Genomic DNA, 16,530 nt, shown 5'->3' with positions numbered 1-16,530 from the left:
CGGCTCACTTTTGAACAGCTCCTACAGAAAAGCCGCTTCGCAAATGCCCCAATCTCACGGCCCCATCAAAGGCAACGAAAAACTGAACACCGCCCCACACGGCTCCAGATTCTGCGCCCAGATATCCCCCTGATGCCGACCAATGATGTTCTTGCACAACGCCAGCCCAATCCCGTTACCACCCACCTTCGACGAAAAGAACCCGTCAAAGATTTTCTCCCGCGCCACGGCCTGAATCCCGCGCCCACAATCCTCGACACTCAACCGCGCCACGTTTCCATCCCGGCAGGCATGCAACCGCAGCACCCGACGCTCCACGGGCAGCTCACTCATCTCTTCAATGGCATTGAACGCCAGGTTCAGAATCACCTGCCCAATCAGCACCCTCTCGCACTGCACCATCAGCGGTTGCGCGCTCGGGACGATCTCCAGCCGCACCTGACTCGGCTCGGCCCGCAGGCTGATGAAATATCGGGTTTCCTGCAGCAACTCATTGAGGTCCACCCACTCCGCGCTCTGCTCCAGCTTGACCACATAATCACGCACACTCTTGATGATCGTTGACGCATGCTCGACCTGCCGCACGGCACTTTGCAGCCCCCAGTTCACCCCCTGGTCGGCACTGTGGGTATCGCCCAGACGAATCAAAACCCCCTCGATAAAATTGCGCGTGGCCGCCAGTGGCTGGCTCAACTCATGAGCAATCGCCACCGCCATCTCGCCCATGGCGTTGTATCGGGCCAGGTATTCAAGCTGCTGTTCACTGACACGCCGGGCTTCCTCGGCGCGGATCAGGTCCCGCTTCACCTTGTCTTCCCGGGAAATATCACGGAACTGCACCATCAGCACGTCGCGCCCGTCCAGGTGCACCAGCGTCGCGACCGCTTCCGAAAGAATCTCCACCCCGGCCTTGGAGCGATAACACCACTCGATGGTGCGCTGGCCACTGCGGGCCGCGCGCTCAAGCCAACGCAAGCCGATGGAGCGCTTGTACTTCGGTGCGTCCCGGGTCATGTCCGGGGCCTTGAGCGGGATCAGTTCTTCCAGGGTAAACCCCAGCGCCGACAGCGCCGCGGTGTTGGCCCAGAGGATGTCCTTGCTCTGCGCATCGTGAAGGATGGTGCAGATCGGCATGGCTTCGATCAGGGTGTGGAAATCATTGTTATTGGGTAGGTACATCGCGTAGCCCTTGGCGGTGGAGGGGACGACTACGGTGGCAAGTTATACCGGTTTGCATCGGGGGGCACGCTCAGAAGTAATCGGGGGCGCACTAGGGGATTTCTTTAGCCGGTGGGCTGCACGCCCCAATAGTTGACGGTGGTCGGGCTTTTTACACTGGACCTATCAACGCCCGACACGGCGTCCATAACAACTACAACGGAGAAAGCCCATGCTGCGTTCGGCCCTCGTGCAACCAGACGCTTTACCCGACGTGCAGCCCACGCTGTTCCAGCAGGTGCTCGATGAAGTGCGCCAGCGCCGCGACGAGTTCGACGCCGGCTCCCACGTGCCACGGGACATGATCGAACGCTTCAAGCAGGTGGGCATCTACCGGGCGGCCACGCCCCGTTGTTTCGGCGGCGATGCCCTGGCCCCCGCAACGTTCTTGCAGATGATCGAGCGCATATCCGAAGCCGATGGCTCTGCCGGCTGGGTTGCCAGCTTCGGCAGCGCCGGGGTGTATCTTGCGGCCTTGCCCCAGGAAACCCTCGCCGAACTGTACGCCGACAGCCCCGACCTGGTGTTTGCCGGTGGCCTGTTCCCGTTGCAGCCGGCGGAAACCGTCGAGGGCGGCTGGCAGGTCAACGGCACCTGGAAGTTTGCCAGCGGCTGCAAAGGCGCCGACCTGCTGGGCGTGGGCATCGGTGCGGCGGGCGGCAAGCCACGCACTGCCGTGTTCAAGCCCGGCCAGGTTGAAATCATCGAAAACTGGGACGTGGTCGGCCTCAAGGGCACCGGCAGCCATGACCTGCGAGTTACCGACCAATACATCGACGAGCGCTGGACCTTCATCCGTGGCGGCGCCGCCACCATCGACGAGCCGCTGTTTCGTTATCCCTCGATTGCCTACGCCGCACAGGTGCTGGCGGTGGTCAACCTTGGCCTGGCCCGCGCGGCCCTCGATGAAATCAGCGCCATGGCCAGCGGCAGCGGCATCACCGGCGCACCGAAACTGGCGGACCGCGCCTACGTGCGCATCGAAATCGCCAAGGCCGAAGCCCGGCTGAGCGCCGCTCGGGGCTTTTTCTACGGCGCCACCGAACAAGTGTGGAACTCGATCCTCGCCGGCAACCCGGTCACGGCCGAGCAAACCAGCCTGTTGCGCCTGACCGCCATTCACGTGTCCCAGGCCGGCGCCGCCGTGGTGCAGAGCGCCTACAGCCTGGCGGGCACCACCGCGATCTACCTGCGCCACCCGCTGCAACGCTACCTGCGCGACGCCATGGTGGTGACCCAGCACGCCTTCCTCAGCGAAGGCCTGTACGACGGCGCGGGCTCGGTGTTCCTCGGCGTTCCTCCATTTCCTGGCTACATCTGACTTTCAAGGATCAACCCATGTCCCAAGCCACTCAAGAACCGCTGCGCGTCGTCTTCTGCATCGGCATCACCCAGAACTTTTTCGACCTGCCTACCGGCGAAGGCCTGAGCGTGTGGAAAGGCTTCAGCCAGATGATGGGCGACCTCGGCGCCATGCCGGGCATCAACGTGCTGGGGGCGATGGATGACGACCGCTTGATGGTCGGCCCGTCGACCACCTCGCCGTGGACCGTCTACATCATGGCCGACGTCGACTGCCACCAGTCGGTGATCGACGCCTGCAACCTGTTCCGTACCACGCCGGTGGGTGAATACAGCCTGTGGCGCTACGCCAAGGTCGAAGCACGGATCGGCCGCCCGCTGACCATTCCCGAAGCGGCCAGGGTGTGAGCCATGGACCTGTTGCAGCGTGTTGAAACCCTTGAAGGGGAGAGCCAGGTAAGGCGCTTGATGGCGCGCTACATGGACCTGTGCGACGTGCCCCGGGCGGCGACCAACGTTCGCGAGTTGGCCGAGCTGTTCACCGTGGATGCGGTGTGGGAAGGCATTGGCACAAGTACCGCGCAGACCTTCGGCCAGCATCGGGGGCGCGACGCGGTGGCGGCGTTTGTCGGCAGCTACCTGCCACCGTCGGAACACTTTGCGCTGAACCTGCATTACCTCACCAGTGAGTCGATCCAGGTAGACGGCAGCGCGGCTGCAGGGCAGTGGATCATGCAACAGATTTCCACCTACGCCGACCAGCGCAGCGAGTTGTTCGGCACGCGGCTGGCCATCGATTTTCGCCGTGTCGACGGCACCTGGCTGATCGCGCATTTCCGTACGCAGCGCCTGTTCAATAGCATGTTGGGGGTGAACCCATGAGTACCTTCGTCAGCGAATTTTTACTCGGTGGCAGCGGCCGACGCGTGGCCATCAAGGATTCCATCGACATCGCCGGGTATCCGACCCGCTCGGGCAGTCGTGCCTTTGCCGATGCTCCGCCAGCGACGCGGCATGCGCACGTGGTGCAGGCGGTCCTGGATGCCGGCTGGCAGATCGTCGGCAAGACCAGCCTGCATGAACTGGCATTTGGCGTCACCGGCATCAACGACTGGAGCGGTACGCCCGTCAATCCCCAGGCGCCAGACCGCGTGCCGGGCGGCTCCTCCAGCGGTTCGGCCGCGGCGGTTGCGGCGGGCCTGGCGGATATCGCCATTGGTACCGACACCGGCGGCTCGGTGCGGGTGCCGGCGGCGTGCTGCGGGATTGCCGGGTTGAAACCGACCTATGGCCGAGTCAGCCGCATTGGCGCGCAACCGGCGGTATCCAGCCTCGATTGCGTCGGGCCGTTTGCCGCGAACATGCAGGACCTGATTGCCGCGATGCAGGTGATTTGCCCGGGTTTCCAGGCACAGGCGGCGCCGTCCGGCAGCGTGCCGGTGGGCTTTCTGGATGTGGCCTGTGAGCCATGGCTGAAGGCGAGCCTGATGGCTGCCGTCGACGCGGCCGGCTGGCGTCAGCAGCGTCTGCATCTGGACGACTTTGACACGGCGTTCGGCGCCGGCCTTACGGTGATTAACGTCGAAAACTGGGCAGCCTTCGGTCACCTCACCGGCAAGGGCCTGATCGGTGCGGATGTCGAACAACGCTTGTTGGCTGCCAGCCGCACCAGCGCTGCTGATTTGGCCGAAGCCGAAGTCGTGCGCACCCGCTTCAGTCATCAGGTGGACGCCGCGCTCGAAGAATTCTCCGTGTTGCTGCTGCCGACGATGCCGGACCTGCCGCCGACCCTGGCCGAAGCCCGCAACGGCAGCCAGGCCGTGGCCCGCATGACGCCATTGGTGCGGCCATTCAACCTCAGCGGCCACCCGGCGTTGACGGTGCCGGTGACCCTGGCCGACAGCGGGCTGAAGGTCGGGCTACAGATTGTCGGCCGTAAGGGCCAGGACGAATGGGTGTGTGCCCTCGGCGCACAACTGCAGCAGAGCATCACGGTTCGCCAATAAGAACAACGCCTTGAGGAGGGCTCCATGAGTACCCATGAATACCGGCTGATTGCCAAATCGAAAAGCCTCGACGAGTTGGTCAAGCACGATCGCGTCGACGTCTCGCTGTACAACGACCCGGCGCTGTTCGAGGCCGAACTGGAAAAGATCTTCTACCGCACCTGGGTCTGGGTCGCCCATGAAAGCGAAGTGCGCAACAGCGGCGACTTCAAGACCGCGACCATTGGCCGGCGCCCGGTGATTGTGGTGCGCGACAAGAAAGGCGCGATCAACGTGCTGGAAAACCGCTGCCGCCACCGTGGCGCCACGGTTTGCGAGAAGCACAAGGGCAACGCCACCGGCTTCACCTGCCCGTATCACAGCTGGTCCTATGGTTTGGACGGCAAGCTGCGGGCGCTGCCTTACCCGGACGGCTACGAAGGCATCCTGGAAAAGTCCGAGTTACCCCTGACCAGCCTGCGGGTGGACAGCTACGCCGGGATGGTATTCGCCAGCTACAACGACGATATCGAACCGTTGGCCGACTTTCTCGGCGGCGCCAAACACTGGATGGACCTGTTCATGAAGCAGGGCGCCGGCTACCCGATCAAGACCCAGGGCGAACACAAGTTCAGCTTCAAGGGCAACTGGAAGATCCAGCTGGAAAACACCACCGACGGCTACCACTTCCCGATCGTGCACAAGTCGTTCATGTCGTCGGTGGACGCCGAGACCTCGGAAATGCTCTCGTTCATGACCGACGAGCAGGCCGTCACCCATTCCCTGGGCAATGGCCACAGCGTGATGGTGATGGTGCCCGAGCATGTCGACCTGGACCACGACGACGGTACCGAGCAATTGCAGGAGCGTTTCGCCCACGTCACCGAAGAACTGTCGAAAACCATGGAGCCGGCCCAGGTGCGACGCATCGTGCGCTCGCTGCACGGTGCCGGGTTCAACCTCAACCTGTTTCCCAATGTCGCCATGTCGATGTCGTTCTTCCGGGTGCTGCGCCCGGTGTCGGTCACCGAGACCGAAATCCGCCACGTCGCCCTGGGCATGGAGGGCGGCCCACAGGTTGCCAACCGCGAGCGCCTGCGCATCCACGAACACTTCCAGGGCCCGTTCGGCTTTGGCAGCCCCGACGACGCCGAAGCCTGGGACCGGGTGCAACGCGGCTCGTATGCCGGCGTTGCCGCACCGATCCTGGTCAACCGTGGCCTGAACCGCGAAGTGCTGGCCGACAACGGCGACAAGGTATCCCACGCCACTGATGAAGGCGGCATGCGCGGGGCCTATGACATGTGGAAAAGGATGATGAGCCAATGAACACCCTGACTGGTTTTACCGCACCGCTGGCCCAGGCCATCGAATTCATCTGGCGTGAAGCCGAACTGCTGGACCACAAGGACTACGTGCAATGGGCCGCGTTGTGGAGCGAGAGCGGGCGCTACGTCGTGCCGATCGACCCGGACACCGAGGATTTTGAAGCCAACCTCAACTATGCCTATGACGATGCGCGCATGCGTGACCTGCGCATCGAACGGCTGACGGCGGGGTATTCACCGTCGGCGGTGGATGCGGCGAAAACCGTGCGCAGTGTGTCGCGATTCACCCTGGTGGAAGCGGCGGGCGAGGTGGTGGAGGTTAACTGTGCGCAGCTGCTGTACGCCTACAAGCGCGGAGTACACACGCCGTTTGTGGCCGACCTGAATTACCGCATCCGGTTCAGCGCCGGGGTCGCGACCCTGGAGCGCAAGGTGGTGCGGCTGATCAATTCCACCGACAGCCTGAGTGCACTCGGCTTTCTGTTGTAAGCACGATTCAAACAACGACACAAAACCAATGTGGGAGCGGGCTTGCTCGCGAATGCGGTGGATCAGTCGCCACATGCATTGACTGACACACCGCATTCGCGAGCAAGCCCGCTCCCACAGTTGAGATGAGGACATCCTGATGGACCGAATCGCGCTTGTAACCGGCGCCTCCCGTGGCCTCGGCGAATGCATCGCCCGGCGCCTGCACGCCGCAGGCTACCGCGTGGGCCTGGCGGATGTGCACCTGGACGGCGTGCAGCGCCTGGCCTCTGAACTCGACAACCGCGGCGAAACCGCCGTCGCCATCGAGCTGGATGTGCGCAACAAGGCCGATTTTATTCGCGCCCGGGACCTGCTCAGCGAGCGCTGGGGCGGCACCGATATCCTGGTGAACAACGCCGGGGTGTCGAAAGTTGCGGCGCTGATGGACATCACACCCGAGGAATTCGACGAATCGATGGCGATCAACCTGCGGGGCACGTTCGTGGCCTGCCAGGTGTTTGGTGCGCATTTCGCCGAACGAGGGTTCGGGCGCATCGTCAATATCGCCTCCCTCGCCGGGCAAAACGGCGGCACTGCCACTGGCGCGCATTACGCCGCGGCCAAGGGCGGCGTGGCTACGCTGACCAAGGTCTTCGCCCGTGAACTGGCGCCCCGGGGCGTGACGGTCAACAGCATTTCGCCAGGCCCGCTTGATTTGCCGGTGGTGCGCGAAACCGTGGCGCCGGAGCGCCTGGAGCAGATCCTCAAGATTATCCCGACGGGCACCCTCGGCGACCCGCACACCATCGCCGACACCGTGCTGCTGTTGATCGCCGACCACGCCGCCTCGATCACGGGCGCGTGCTGGGACATCAACGGCGGGCTGTTCATGCGCTAGTCATCGCCGAAGAGAGTGGGCCTGCTGCGCAGTCCAGCGGGAGCAAGCTCCCTCGCCACAGGTTAGCGTTCAACCGAAACAACAGGATTCAGGTGCTGCAATGATGAAGGTGAAGATCGAACGCATCGTCGATGAAGCGCTGGATATCCGTTCCTTTCGCCTCGTGCGCAGTGACGGCCAGCCCCTCGACAGTTATGAGCCCGGGGCCCATGTGGACCTCACCGGGCCGACCGGCGTCACCCGCCAGTATTCGCTGTGCAGCCCGCCCCACGATGGCCGCGCGTACCTGGTTGCGGTGAAGAAAGAGGCGCAATCCCGTGGCGGCTCCCTGGCCCTGCATGAGCAGGTGCAGGAGGGCATGGAGCTGGAGATGGGCGCGCCGCGCAACCTGTTCCGCCTCGACCCGGAGGCGCCGGCCCATGCGCTGTTTGCCGCCGGTATCGGGGTGACGCCGCTGTTGAGCATGGCCTATCGACTGGCCGACAGCGGCCAGCCGTGGCGCCTGCACTATTTTGCACGTTCGGCGCAGTACGCGGCGTTTACCCAGCTGTTGGCCGATACATTCGGTGAGCATGTGCAGTTTCACTATGGCGTCGAGCCGGGTGCGCTGGATGCGGCCTTGAGCGCCTGCCTGGACCAGGCGGGCGCGGCTGCCCACGTCTACACCTGCGGCCCCGCGCCGTTCATGCACAAGGTGGTGGAAGTGGCGGCCCGCAGCCGTCCCGAGGAAGCGATCCACCTGGAGCACTTCCAGGCCGACCCGGCGGCGAATGCCGGGCCCAGCGGTGGTTTCGAGGTGGAGCTGGCCAGCTCCGGCGTGGTGCTGCAAGTACCGGCGAATACCAGCCTGGTGGACGTATTGCAGGCCCACGGTTGCGACATCGACACCGAGTGCCGCGAAGGCATCTGCGGCACCTGCATTGTCGAGGTGCTGGAAGGCGTGCCCGAGCACCGTGACAATTGCCTGTCGACCAAGGAGAAGGCCGCCAACCGGCAGATTTGCGCGTGTGTTTCCCGGGCGGTTTCCGCTCGTCTGGTATTGGATATTTGATCGGCGCTACCCGTAAGATTGCTGGGACCAAAAAAATAAAAAACGTGAGGCCTTGCGGTCATGATGAGTTCAACGGTGCAACGTAACGAATCGTTCGAGCGTTGGTTGCAGCAGGTTAACCAGGCCTGTGGACGCTTCGATGCCCGCGCCCTGGGCGCGGGGTTTTATGGGGAATTGAGCGAGTTTCGCAGCGGCGCGATCAAGCTCAGCGTGGTCGATATGGCCCAGGTGCATCTGTATCGCAGCAGCAAGGAAGTCAGTACGGGCAATGAAGGGCACTACTACGCGGTGTTCCAGTTGCAGGGCAGCGCACAGCTGGAACAGGGCGACAACCGTGCGCAACTGGGCTGCGGTGACATCGCCCTGATCGACGCCTGCCGCCCCAGTGACATGACCTACCACGACAACTCCCGGCAATTGTCGCTGATCCTGCCGCGCCAGGTGGTGGAGCGCGGTTCGCACTTCACGGCGGTCAACTGCGCGACGCGGATCTCGGCGCGCACGCCGTTGGCGCTGATGGCCAGCCAGATGGTGCTCGACACCCGCCAGCAAAACGACCTGGGCATGCAGGAAAGCGAAGCCGTGCTGGATGCATTGGTCAGCCTGCTGCTGCCGGGGATCAGCGCCCGGGACAACGGCGTGGACACCCAGGAACGGCAGTTTCGCAAGACCATCGCCTACATCGATGCGCACATCGGCGCCGAAGAACTCTGCCCCGAGCTGATCGCCCGGGAAGTCGGGGTGTCGGTGCGCGGGCTGTACCGGATGTTTTCCAAACGCGGGCTGGTGGTGGCGCAATACATCAAGCACCGACGCCTGGATTTCTGCGCCGAAACCCTGCGCCATTCGCCGGCGGAGCAGAAGCTGTCGGCGCTGTGTTATGCCTGGGGCTTCTCCGACTCCAGCTACTTCTCATCGGCGTTCAAGTCGCGCTTTGGCGTGTCACCGGGCGAGTACCGCAAGCGCTATAGCCATCATTGATGCGTGCCGCTCCCGAACCTGGAATGCATTTTCCTGTGGGAGCCGGGCTTGCCTGCGATGCAGGCCACTCGGTCTGACAGGTACACCGCAGCGATCCCATCGCAGCCTCGCCAAGGCTCGACAGCTCCCACATTCAATCATCGCGCCCTAGGGATACAACACCTCGCGGACCAGCATGGCGATGCTGGTCACGCCCATCTTTTCCTTGATCTTGGTGCGGTGCACGTCAACGGTCTTCACGCTGATGTTCAGCTCGCGGGCAATCACCTTGCTCGCCTTGCCGTCCACCACCAGCATCAACACTTCTCGCTCCCGGCTCGTCAGCAGCGCCAGCTTCCCTTGCAGGTGCTCGCGCTGTTCCTGGTCGGCCTGGGCCTGTACAGCGGTCTTCAGCGCGGCCTGGATGCGGTCGATCATCTGTTGCGGGTTGTAGGGCTTCTCGACGAAATCCAGCGCGCCGTTTTTCATTGCGGTGACCGACATCGGTATGTCGCCGTGGGCCGACACGAAGATGGTCGGCAAGGTGCTGCCGCGCCGGTTGAGGATCTCCTGCAACTGGAAGCCGCTGGTCTGCGGCATGCGCACGTCCAGCACCAGGCAGGCGGGCTGGCGCGGGTCGTAGTGCGCAAGGAACTCTTCGGCCCCGGCGAAACATTGGGCCTTTACGCTGACCGACTCCAGCAGCCAGGCCAGCGAGGTACGCAGGTCTTTGTCGTCATCAACGATGTAAACAATCGGTGTGCGAATTTCCATCAGGGACTGCCACGAGAATTTCTAATTATTGTTTTCGCACGCGGGCACGCTGCGGCGGACATTGGCTCATCTGTGGAGCCTTGCCAGCAGAATACCCAGTGTGAACGGCCCTGACGATAAAGAAACCACCTAGTCGGCATGGGGATCGTCTGAATGGTCGCGCCGCACGGGGCGTCTTAGTCTTGTGGCATCACCCACGGACCGTAAAGGGGCACCGACATGGCCGACCTGAGCCAGCAGCAAATCGACTTTCGCAACGCCATGGCGCAACTGCCGGCCGCGGTGAACATCATCACCACCAACGGCCCGGGCGGGCGTTGCGGGATCACGGCGAGTGCGGTGTGCTCGGTGACGGATTCGCCCCCCACGGTGTTGGTGTGCGTGAACCGCGGGAGTGCGACCCATGATGTGTTCCGTACCAATGGGCAGCTGTGCGTGAACGTGCTGTGCGGGGAGCAGGAAGAGCTGGCGCGGCACTTTGCCGGGATGACCCAGGTGCCCATGGCGGAGCGGTTTGCCTGGGACCTGTGGGACGGAGGCGAGGCGGGGGTGCCGGTGCTGCGGGATGCGCTGGTGCAACTGGAAGGGCGTATCAGTGAGTGCAAGGAGGTAGGGTCGCATTCGGTGATGTTCGTGGAATTGTCGCGGGTTGGGGTGCGGGGGCAGGGCGACAGCCTGGTGTACTTCAACCGGCTGTTTCACCGGATTGAGCATGCTGGCGCCCATTGCTGAAGGTTCAGGAGATCAAATGTGGGAGCGGGCTTGCTCGCGAAGGCGGTGTATCAGAAACCTATTCAGTGGCTGACACTCTGTCTTCGCGAGCAAGCCCGCTCCCACATGGGGCCTGCGGGGCAGTTGTTGGTCAGATGCGAAAGCTGCCCACCAGCTGATTCAAGCGTTCCGCTTCACGCTCAAGCTCGGTACAGGCCTGCAGCGTCGACTGCAGGTTTTCCACCCCGGCCTGGTTCAGCATATTGATCTCGGTAATGTCCACATTCAGCGCTTCCACCACCGACGTCTGCTCCTCGGTCGCCGCCGCCACCGACTGGTTGACGTTATCAATCTCGCCAATCCTCTGCGTCACACTGGCCAGCCGCGTACCCGCCAGGTTGGCGATGCTCACGCTTTCCTCGCTGTGCTGCTGGCTCTCGGTCATGGTGCTGACGGATTCCCGTGCGCCCACCTGCAACTCTTCGATCATCTGCTGAATCTCCATCGCCGACTCCTGGGTGCGATAGGCCAGGCTGCGCACCTCATCGGCCACCACCGCAAACCCGCGCCCGGCCTCACCGGCCCGGGCCGCTTCAATGGCGGCGTTCAGTGCCAGCAGATTGGTCTGCTGGGAGATGCCCTTGATCACCTCCAGGATTTGCCCGATGTTCACCGTCTTGTGATTCAGCGCATCGATGTGCACGCACGAGGCGCTGATCTTGCCCGACAGTTCATTCATCACGGCAATCGTGCGCTCCACCACCTGGCGCCCGTCCTCAGCCTGTTGCCGGGCGCCGGAGGCTCGCTGCGACGCATCGGAGGCATTACGGGCGATTTCCTGGGCGGCGGCGCCCAGTTCGTTGATCGCCGCCGCGACACTGTTGGTGCGGGTGGCCTGTTCATCGAAGTTGTTCAGCGAGGAATTCGAGGCCAGCAACACCCGCTTGACCACCTGGTTAACCCCGAGCCCCGCTGAAGACACTTCGCGGATCGACTGGTGGATACGTTCGACAAAACGGTTGAAGGCGCTGGCCAACTGGCCGATCTCGTCCCGGGATTGCACCTCCAGCCGCCGCGTCAGGTCGCCTTCGCCCCGGGAAATGTCCTCCATCACCCGGGTCAGGGTTTGCAGCGGCCGGGTAATGCGCAGCGCGGCGTACCAGATCAACAGCAGGCCGAGCAGGGCCGAGCCGCCACCCAGCAGCAGTTCCAGGGCGGTGCTTTTCACCCCTTGGGCATCGAGTTGCTGTTGCAGCGCGGTGACCGGCGCCAGCAGAACCGACTGCGGCACGCCCACCAGAACGCCCCACGGTGCGGCACCGGCAATCGGTGCCAGCGGTTCGAGTAGCTTGATTTGCTGTTGATCGACAAAGGTTTGCGGTTGCCCCTGGCGCAACGCGTCCAGTACCTGGGCGCCATCGTGCATGACTTCGCTGATCGGCTGCCCGAGGCGGCTGGCGTCCTCGCTGTAGGCGGAAATCACGCCTTCGGGGCTGACGATGCTGACTTGCCCGTGGCCGTCGAACAGTTGCCCGGCGCTGGTTTGGCTGGCCTGTTGCAAGGCCGCCAGGTTGATGTCCAGGCCAATCACCGCGATCACCTTGCCGTGCTCCATCAGCGGGAACGCAATGCTGGTCACCAGCTTGCGGCTGCCGGAAGCCTCGTCGAAATACGGCTCCAGCACACAGGCCCTGGCGGTGTCGCGGGCGCAGGTGTAGAAGGCGTTGTACGGCGCGCCGCTGGGGCCGGGCGAGGTATTGGCCAGCAGCGCTTCGTCGCCGACTACCGCTGTCAGTTCACCCGGGGTGGCCTGCACCCAGTATTGGGCGAAGCGCCCGGCCTCGTTGCTGCCGACGGCGGCCTGGTCGACGAACTGGGCATCGTCACCGTCCAGGGCATTGGCTTCGAAAATGACGTAAATCCCGAGCAGGTCGGGCTTGTCGACCAGGGCCTGGCGCAGCTGGGTATTCAGCTCCTGGCGCAACTCTGGGCGGGTCAGTTTGCCCTGTTGTTGCAGTTGCCGCAGGTACAGCACATAACGCGACAAGCCCTGGCCGTACTCATGGGTTTGCATGAAGGTGCGTTGCACCTGCATGGCCTGAACTTGCCCCAGGGCCTGCATGTGTTCCTTGGCGGCGGCAGCGAGCATGTCGCTGCTGGCCTGGGCCACGTGCTGGCTGCTCTGGTGGGTCTGGTACAGCGACAGGCTCATCAGCAGGCCGACCACCAATAACAGGCAGAGGCCGGCGAGCAGGGCGATCTTGCTCTGGATCGTGAGGAATTTCTTGTGCATTGCGAAGGCCTTGGCCAGGCGGGGCGATGGCGGCGCCACCGCCCCGGCCGGGCTTAGAAGTTAGTGGCGAACACCACTTGGCTGTAGAGGTTTTTATCGTGGTTGCCCAACTGCGTGCCGCCTTGCTCGGCGCTCTTGTCCGGCTGGTACAGGCCGATCAGCGGCATCACCGTCAGGTGGTCGTTGACGTGCCATTCGGCATACAGGTCCAGCTCGTGGCCGTCGCTGTTGCCGAGGTTGCGGTCGATGGTCTTGAAGTCGAACAACACCGCGCCGACGTTAAGGTTCTGCAGGGGCGAAACCTTGAACGTGACGTTCTGGATGCGTGAGTTGTTGTTGAACGGCCCGGCGTAGTTGCCCGCCACTTCACCCTGGAACCAGGTGCCGTAGCCACGGCTGAAACCGTAGAACAGCGGGTCGAAGCCTTCCGAGAAGCGGCTGTAGCGGTAGCTCACATACGGCGTCCAGGTCACGTCGGAGAAGGTCCAGCCAGCTTCCAGGTACCAGGCGTCTTCGTTGCCGGTGTGGGGCTTGTCCTGCCAGGCGTATTCGCCGGACAGGAACAGGTTGGTCACCCCGGCATTGCCCGTGGCCCGCAGGCTGTAGGTCTTCATGCCATCGCGTTCCAGCTGCGTGGGGGAGGCGTACTGCTTGTCGACGTCGTTGGTGTCGATGTACGTCAGCCCCACGGTGCCTTCGGCGGCCACGTGTTCGAGGGTGGCGACGTACATCTCGGTCTTGGCCTGGGCACGGTTATCGGACTTGAGCCACATCAGGTCGCTGCGCCAGCCGTCCTTGCCGCCCAGGCGCAACACGGCGGTTTCGTCGAAGGCCTTGCGGGCGGCGATGTAGTAGCCGCCGCCGCGATTGAGGTCGCCATCGGCCACGCCCTTGCCGAAGTTCAGCGCGTCGCCGTCAATCAGGAAACCGTCGCCGACCACGATGTTCTGGCGGCCGAAGGACAGGTCCACGCCATTCTCGCCCAGGGCCTCAAACAACTTGCCCGAGCGCCAGCCGAGGTAGGCGTCTTCGAATTGGGTAGTGCGCTCCGAACCGTCGCTGAAACCTGCGGCATCGCCGTCGCCCCAGGTGCCGGAACTCAGCAGGTTGGCCGCACCGTAGGTGGTGCCGGCGCCGCTGAAGCTTTTGTCGAAGCTCAGGCCGTACTTCACGTAGCCCTCGCGCCAGGACGAGGAGCCCTTGGCCAGGCGGCCGGATTGACTGTAGTTCTGCTGGCTGTGGAAGGCACCGAATACCGCTTCCAGCGTGGCGTTCAGATGACTGCTGTCATCGGCGTACAGCTCATAAGCGCCGGCCGGGTTGGCACCGATCATCAGCGCGAGGGTCGAGAGACGAAGCAAGGGGGACTTGAGCATGGTGTGGCATCCATTCTTGTTCATGACCACAGGGTTGGGGTCTGCCGCGATACTAATGCTGGCGAAGTGACGTGCCTTTTGTCTGGTTGCCAAAGACTTGACTGTGCTTGCCAGAATCCACGGTTTGGCAGCCCGGCCAATACGACTGGCACGCAGGGCAAAACCCGAGCGACCTTGAGCCCTGACAATCGTCGGCAACTTCGATGATTTCCAAGGTCGTTTTTCTATGTTCACTGCACACAGATTTTCCCTGGCCGGCCTGCTGTCGCTGGTCCTGGCCCACAGCGCATTCGCCGCTGAATGCAGCCCTGACCAGAGCCGTGGCGCCCAGGTTTTCGCCAACGAATGCAGCGTGTGCCATGCGGTGGCGAAGGGCGGCGCGACAATGATGGGGCCGAACCTGGCAGGCGTTTACGGGCGTAAATCCGGCTCCCTGGCGGGCTTCAGCTACTCCCAGGCGATGCGTGACAAAAACGTCGAGTGGCAAGCCGAGACCATCGCGCAATTCATCACCCAACCCCAGGCGTTTGTGCCCGGCACCTACATGCCCTACATGGGCCTGGCTTCGGCCGACGATCGCCAAGCGGTCGCCTGCTTTCTCAAAGAACAACATTGAATACAGGTGAATCATGAGCAACGTTGAAATCCTGCCGCAGGTGGCTGCATTCCTGGACCGTCGTCATGGCTGCTTTATCGATGGCCAATGGGTATTTGCCGAGGGCGAACACATCAAGGTGATCAACCCGGCCACCGGGCAAACCCTGTGCGAAACCCTCGACGCGCCGCTGCACGTGGTGGAGCAGGCGGTGCAGTCGTCCCATGCGGCGTTCAAGTCCCGCGTGTGGTCGGGATTGCGCCCGGCCGACCGTGAGCGGATTTTGCTGAACTTCACCGCATTGGTTGAGGCCCATGCCGAGGAGCTGGCGCAGCTGGAAACCCTGAGCCAGGGCAAGTCGATCAACCTGGCGCGGGGGCTGGATCTGAACGCCACGGTGGAGTTCATGCGCTACATGTCGGGCTGGGCGACCAAGATCGAAGGGCAGACCTTCGACGTGTCCATCCCTTTGCCGCCGGGGGCCAGGTTCACTGCGTTCACCAAGCGCGAGCCAGTGGGCGTGGTGGTGGGCATCGTGCCGTGGAATTTCCCGCTGCTGATTGCGGCCTGGAAATTGATGCCGGCGCTGGCGACCGGGTGCACGGTGATCATCAAGCCGGCGATGGAAACGCCGCTGACGGCGATGCGCCTGGCGGAGCTGGCGCTGGAGGCGGGGATTCCGGCGGGGGTGTTCAACGTGGTGACCGGTGGCGGGGCCTCGGTGGGGGGCGTTCTGACTGCTCATCCGTTGGTGAGCAAGGTGTCGTTTACCGGTTCGACTGCGGTGGGCAAGAGCGTGGGGGTGGCGTGCATGGAGAACATGACGCGGTTTGCCCTGGAGTTGGGGGGCAAGAATCCGATGATCGTGTTGGCGGATGCGGATATTGATAAGGCGATCCAGGGGGCGATTCTGGGTGGGTTGCTGAACAACGGGCAGGTGTGTGCGGCGGCTTCGCGCTTTTATGTGCATCGTTCGGTGTATGACCGGTTTGTCGAGGGGTTGGCGGCGGCGGTGTCGGCGATGCCGTTGGGGGCGGGGATGGATGGTGAGGCGGCGATTAATCCGTTGGTGTCGCGCAAGCAGCAGCAAGGGGTACTGCGCCATATCGAGCAGGCCCGGGCTGAAGGGGCGCGGGTGGTGATCGGTGGGGATGAGGTTGCGGGTGAGGGGTTTTATGTGCGGCCGACGATTTTGGCGGATATCGATCATGGGATGGCGGTGGCCCGGGAGGAGGTGTTTGGGCCGGTGTTGGGGGTGATGGCGTTTGATGATGAGGATGCGGTGATTGAGTTGGCCAATGACAATCGGTATGGGTTGGCGGCCAGTCTTTGGACCAATGATCTGGGTAAGGCGATGAACCTGGTGCCGCGGATCGAGGCGGGGACGGTTTGGGTGAATGCGCATGTGTTGCTGGACCCGGCGATGCCGTTTGGCGGGGTGAAGCAATCGGGGATGGGGCGGGAGTTTGGGCGGGCGGTGATTGAGGCTTATACCGAGCTGAAGTCGGTGTGTATTGCGCATTGATTGGGGGGCATATCCGTTATTTAGGTAACGGCGACTTATGGTT

The 16,530-nt window shown here is 63.2% G+C and carries 15 protein-coding genes and 2 pseudogenes; 12 read left to right on the top strand and 5 right to left on the bottom strand.

The window, feature by feature from the left end:
- Nucleotides 1–54: 54 nt before the first annotated feature.
- Nucleotides 55–1,179, bottom strand: coding sequence for a sensor histidine kinase (locus tag HYE77_RS27710; protein WP_177022055.1), 1,125 nt, complete (start codon nucleotides 1,177–1,179; stop codon nucleotides 55–57).
- A 211-nt stretch (nucleotides 1,180–1,390) separates the two neighbouring features.
- Between HYE77_RS27710 and HYE77_RS27705 the strand changes: the two genes are divergently transcribed.
- From HYE77_RS27705 to feaR, 9 genes are all read left to right on the top strand, one after another.
- Entirely contained in the window at nucleotides 1,391–2,539 is a 1,149-nt protein-coding gene (locus HYE77_RS27705) for an acyl-CoA dehydrogenase family protein (protein WP_003208868.1), read from the top strand.
- A gap of 17 nt (nucleotides 2,540–2,556) precedes the next feature.
- Complete coding sequence (locus HYE77_RS27700) at nucleotides 2,557–2,928, top strand: hypothetical protein (protein WP_003208867.1); 372 nt, start codon at nucleotides 2,557–2,559, stop codon at nucleotides 2,926–2,928.
- A 3-nt stretch (nucleotides 2,929–2,931) separates the two neighbouring features.
- Nucleotides 2,932–3,402, top strand: coding sequence for a nuclear transport factor 2 family protein (locus tag HYE77_RS27695; RefSeq protein ID WP_003208864.1), 471 nt, complete (start codon nucleotides 2,932–2,934; stop codon nucleotides 3,400–3,402).
- Entirely contained in the window at nucleotides 3,399–4,526 is a 1,128-nt protein-coding gene (locus HYE77_RS27690) for an amidase (protein WP_177068758.1), read from the top strand. The genes HYE77_RS27695 and HYE77_RS27690 overlap by 4 nt, the downstream gene beginning before the upstream one ends.
- 24 nt (nucleotides 4,527–4,550) lie before the next feature.
- The gene (locus tag HYE77_RS27685) at nucleotides 4,551–5,834 is read left to right on the top strand and encodes a Rieske 2Fe-2S domain-containing protein (protein ID WP_177068759.1); all 1,284 of its coding nucleotides are present in this window, start codon (nucleotides 4,551–4,553) and stop codon (nucleotides 5,832–5,834) included.
- The gene (locus HYE77_RS27680; RefSeq protein ID WP_008431075.1) at nucleotides 5,831–6,322 is read left to right on the top strand and encodes an aromatic-ring-hydroxylating dioxygenase subunit beta; all 492 of its coding nucleotides are present in this window, start codon (nucleotides 5,831–5,833) and stop codon (nucleotides 6,320–6,322) included. Before HYE77_RS27685 ends, HYE77_RS27680 begins: the two co-directional genes overlap by 4 nt.
- A gap of 139 nt (nucleotides 6,323–6,461) precedes the next feature.
- Nucleotides 6,462–7,202: an SDR family NAD(P)-dependent oxidoreductase gene (locus tag HYE77_RS27675; RefSeq protein WP_177070004.1), complete on the top strand. Its 741-nt coding sequence runs from the start codon at nucleotides 6,462–6,464 to the stop codon at nucleotides 7,200–7,202.
- A 100-nt stretch (nucleotides 7,203–7,302) separates the two neighbouring features.
- Nucleotides 7,303–8,253, top strand: a complete 951-nt coding sequence (locus HYE77_RS27670; protein ID WP_177070001.1) for a PDR/VanB family oxidoreductase — start codon at nucleotides 7,303–7,305, stop codon at nucleotides 8,251–8,253.
- 60 nt (nucleotides 8,254–8,313) lie between these two features.
- Nucleotides 8,314–9,234, top strand: coding sequence for a transcriptional regulator FeaR (gene feaR / locus HYE77_RS27665; protein ID WP_023658728.1), 921 nt, complete (start codon nucleotides 8,314–8,316; stop codon nucleotides 9,232–9,234).
- A gap of 147 nt (nucleotides 9,235–9,381) precedes the next feature.
- Here feaR and HYE77_RS27660 read toward each other — a convergent pair whose 3' ends face one another.
- Entirely contained in the window at nucleotides 9,382–9,987 is a 606-nt protein-coding gene (locus HYE77_RS27660) for a response regulator transcription factor (RefSeq protein ID WP_003212609.1), read from the bottom strand.
- Between the two features lie 219 nt (nucleotides 9,988–10,206).
- Here HYE77_RS27660 and hpaC point away from each other — a divergent pair, with 219 nt between their 5' ends.
- Nucleotides 10,207–10,719 (top strand): 4-hydroxyphenylacetate 3-monooxygenase, reductase component, encoded by a 513-nt coding sequence (gene hpaC / locus HYE77_RS27655; protein WP_003212611.1) that lies wholly within the window; start codon nucleotides 10,207–10,209, stop codon nucleotides 10,717–10,719.
- Nucleotides 10,720–10,849: 130 nt separating this feature from the next.
- Here hpaC and HYE77_RS33065 read toward each other — a convergent pair.
- From HYE77_RS33065 to HYE77_RS27645, 3 genes and pseudogenes are all read right to left on the bottom strand, one after another.
- A pseudogene (locus tag HYE77_RS33065) lies at nucleotides 10,850–11,446 on the bottom strand (methyl-accepting chemotaxis protein); the annotation flags it as partial.
- Nucleotides 11,447–11,704: 258 nt separating this feature from the next.
- Nucleotides 11,705–12,772 (bottom strand): annotated as a pseudogene (locus tag HYE77_RS33060) (HAMP domain-containing protein); the annotation flags it as partial.
- Nucleotides 12,773–13,044: 272 nt separating this feature from the next.
- Nucleotides 13,045–14,367, bottom strand: coding sequence for a hypothetical protein (locus tag HYE77_RS27645; RefSeq protein WP_177069997.1), 1,323 nt, complete (start codon nucleotides 14,365–14,367; stop codon nucleotides 13,045–13,047).
- Nucleotides 14,368–14,593: 226 nt separating this feature from the next.
- On the opposite strand from HYE77_RS27645, the gene HYE77_RS27640 reads away from it, so the two are divergent.
- Nucleotides 14,594–14,983, top strand: coding sequence for a cytochrome c family protein (locus HYE77_RS27640; protein ID WP_003212617.1), 390 nt, complete (start codon nucleotides 14,594–14,596; stop codon nucleotides 14,981–14,983).
- Nucleotides 14,984–14,996: 13 nt separating this feature from the next.
- Nucleotides 14,997–16,487 (top strand): aldehyde dehydrogenase family protein, encoded by a 1,491-nt coding sequence (locus HYE77_RS27635; RefSeq protein WP_008431084.1) that lies wholly within the window; start codon nucleotides 14,997–14,999, stop codon nucleotides 16,485–16,487.
- The last annotated feature ends 43 nt before the right edge of the window (nucleotides 16,488–16,530 follow it).

The sequence above is a fragment of the Pseudomonas sp. IPO3774 genome (genome assembly GCF_013386835.1).
Lineage (GTDB): Bacteria > Pseudomonadota > Gammaproteobacteria > Pseudomonadales > Pseudomonadaceae > Aquipseudomonas.
This window is presented reverse-complemented; position numbering and strand designations above follow the sequence as displayed.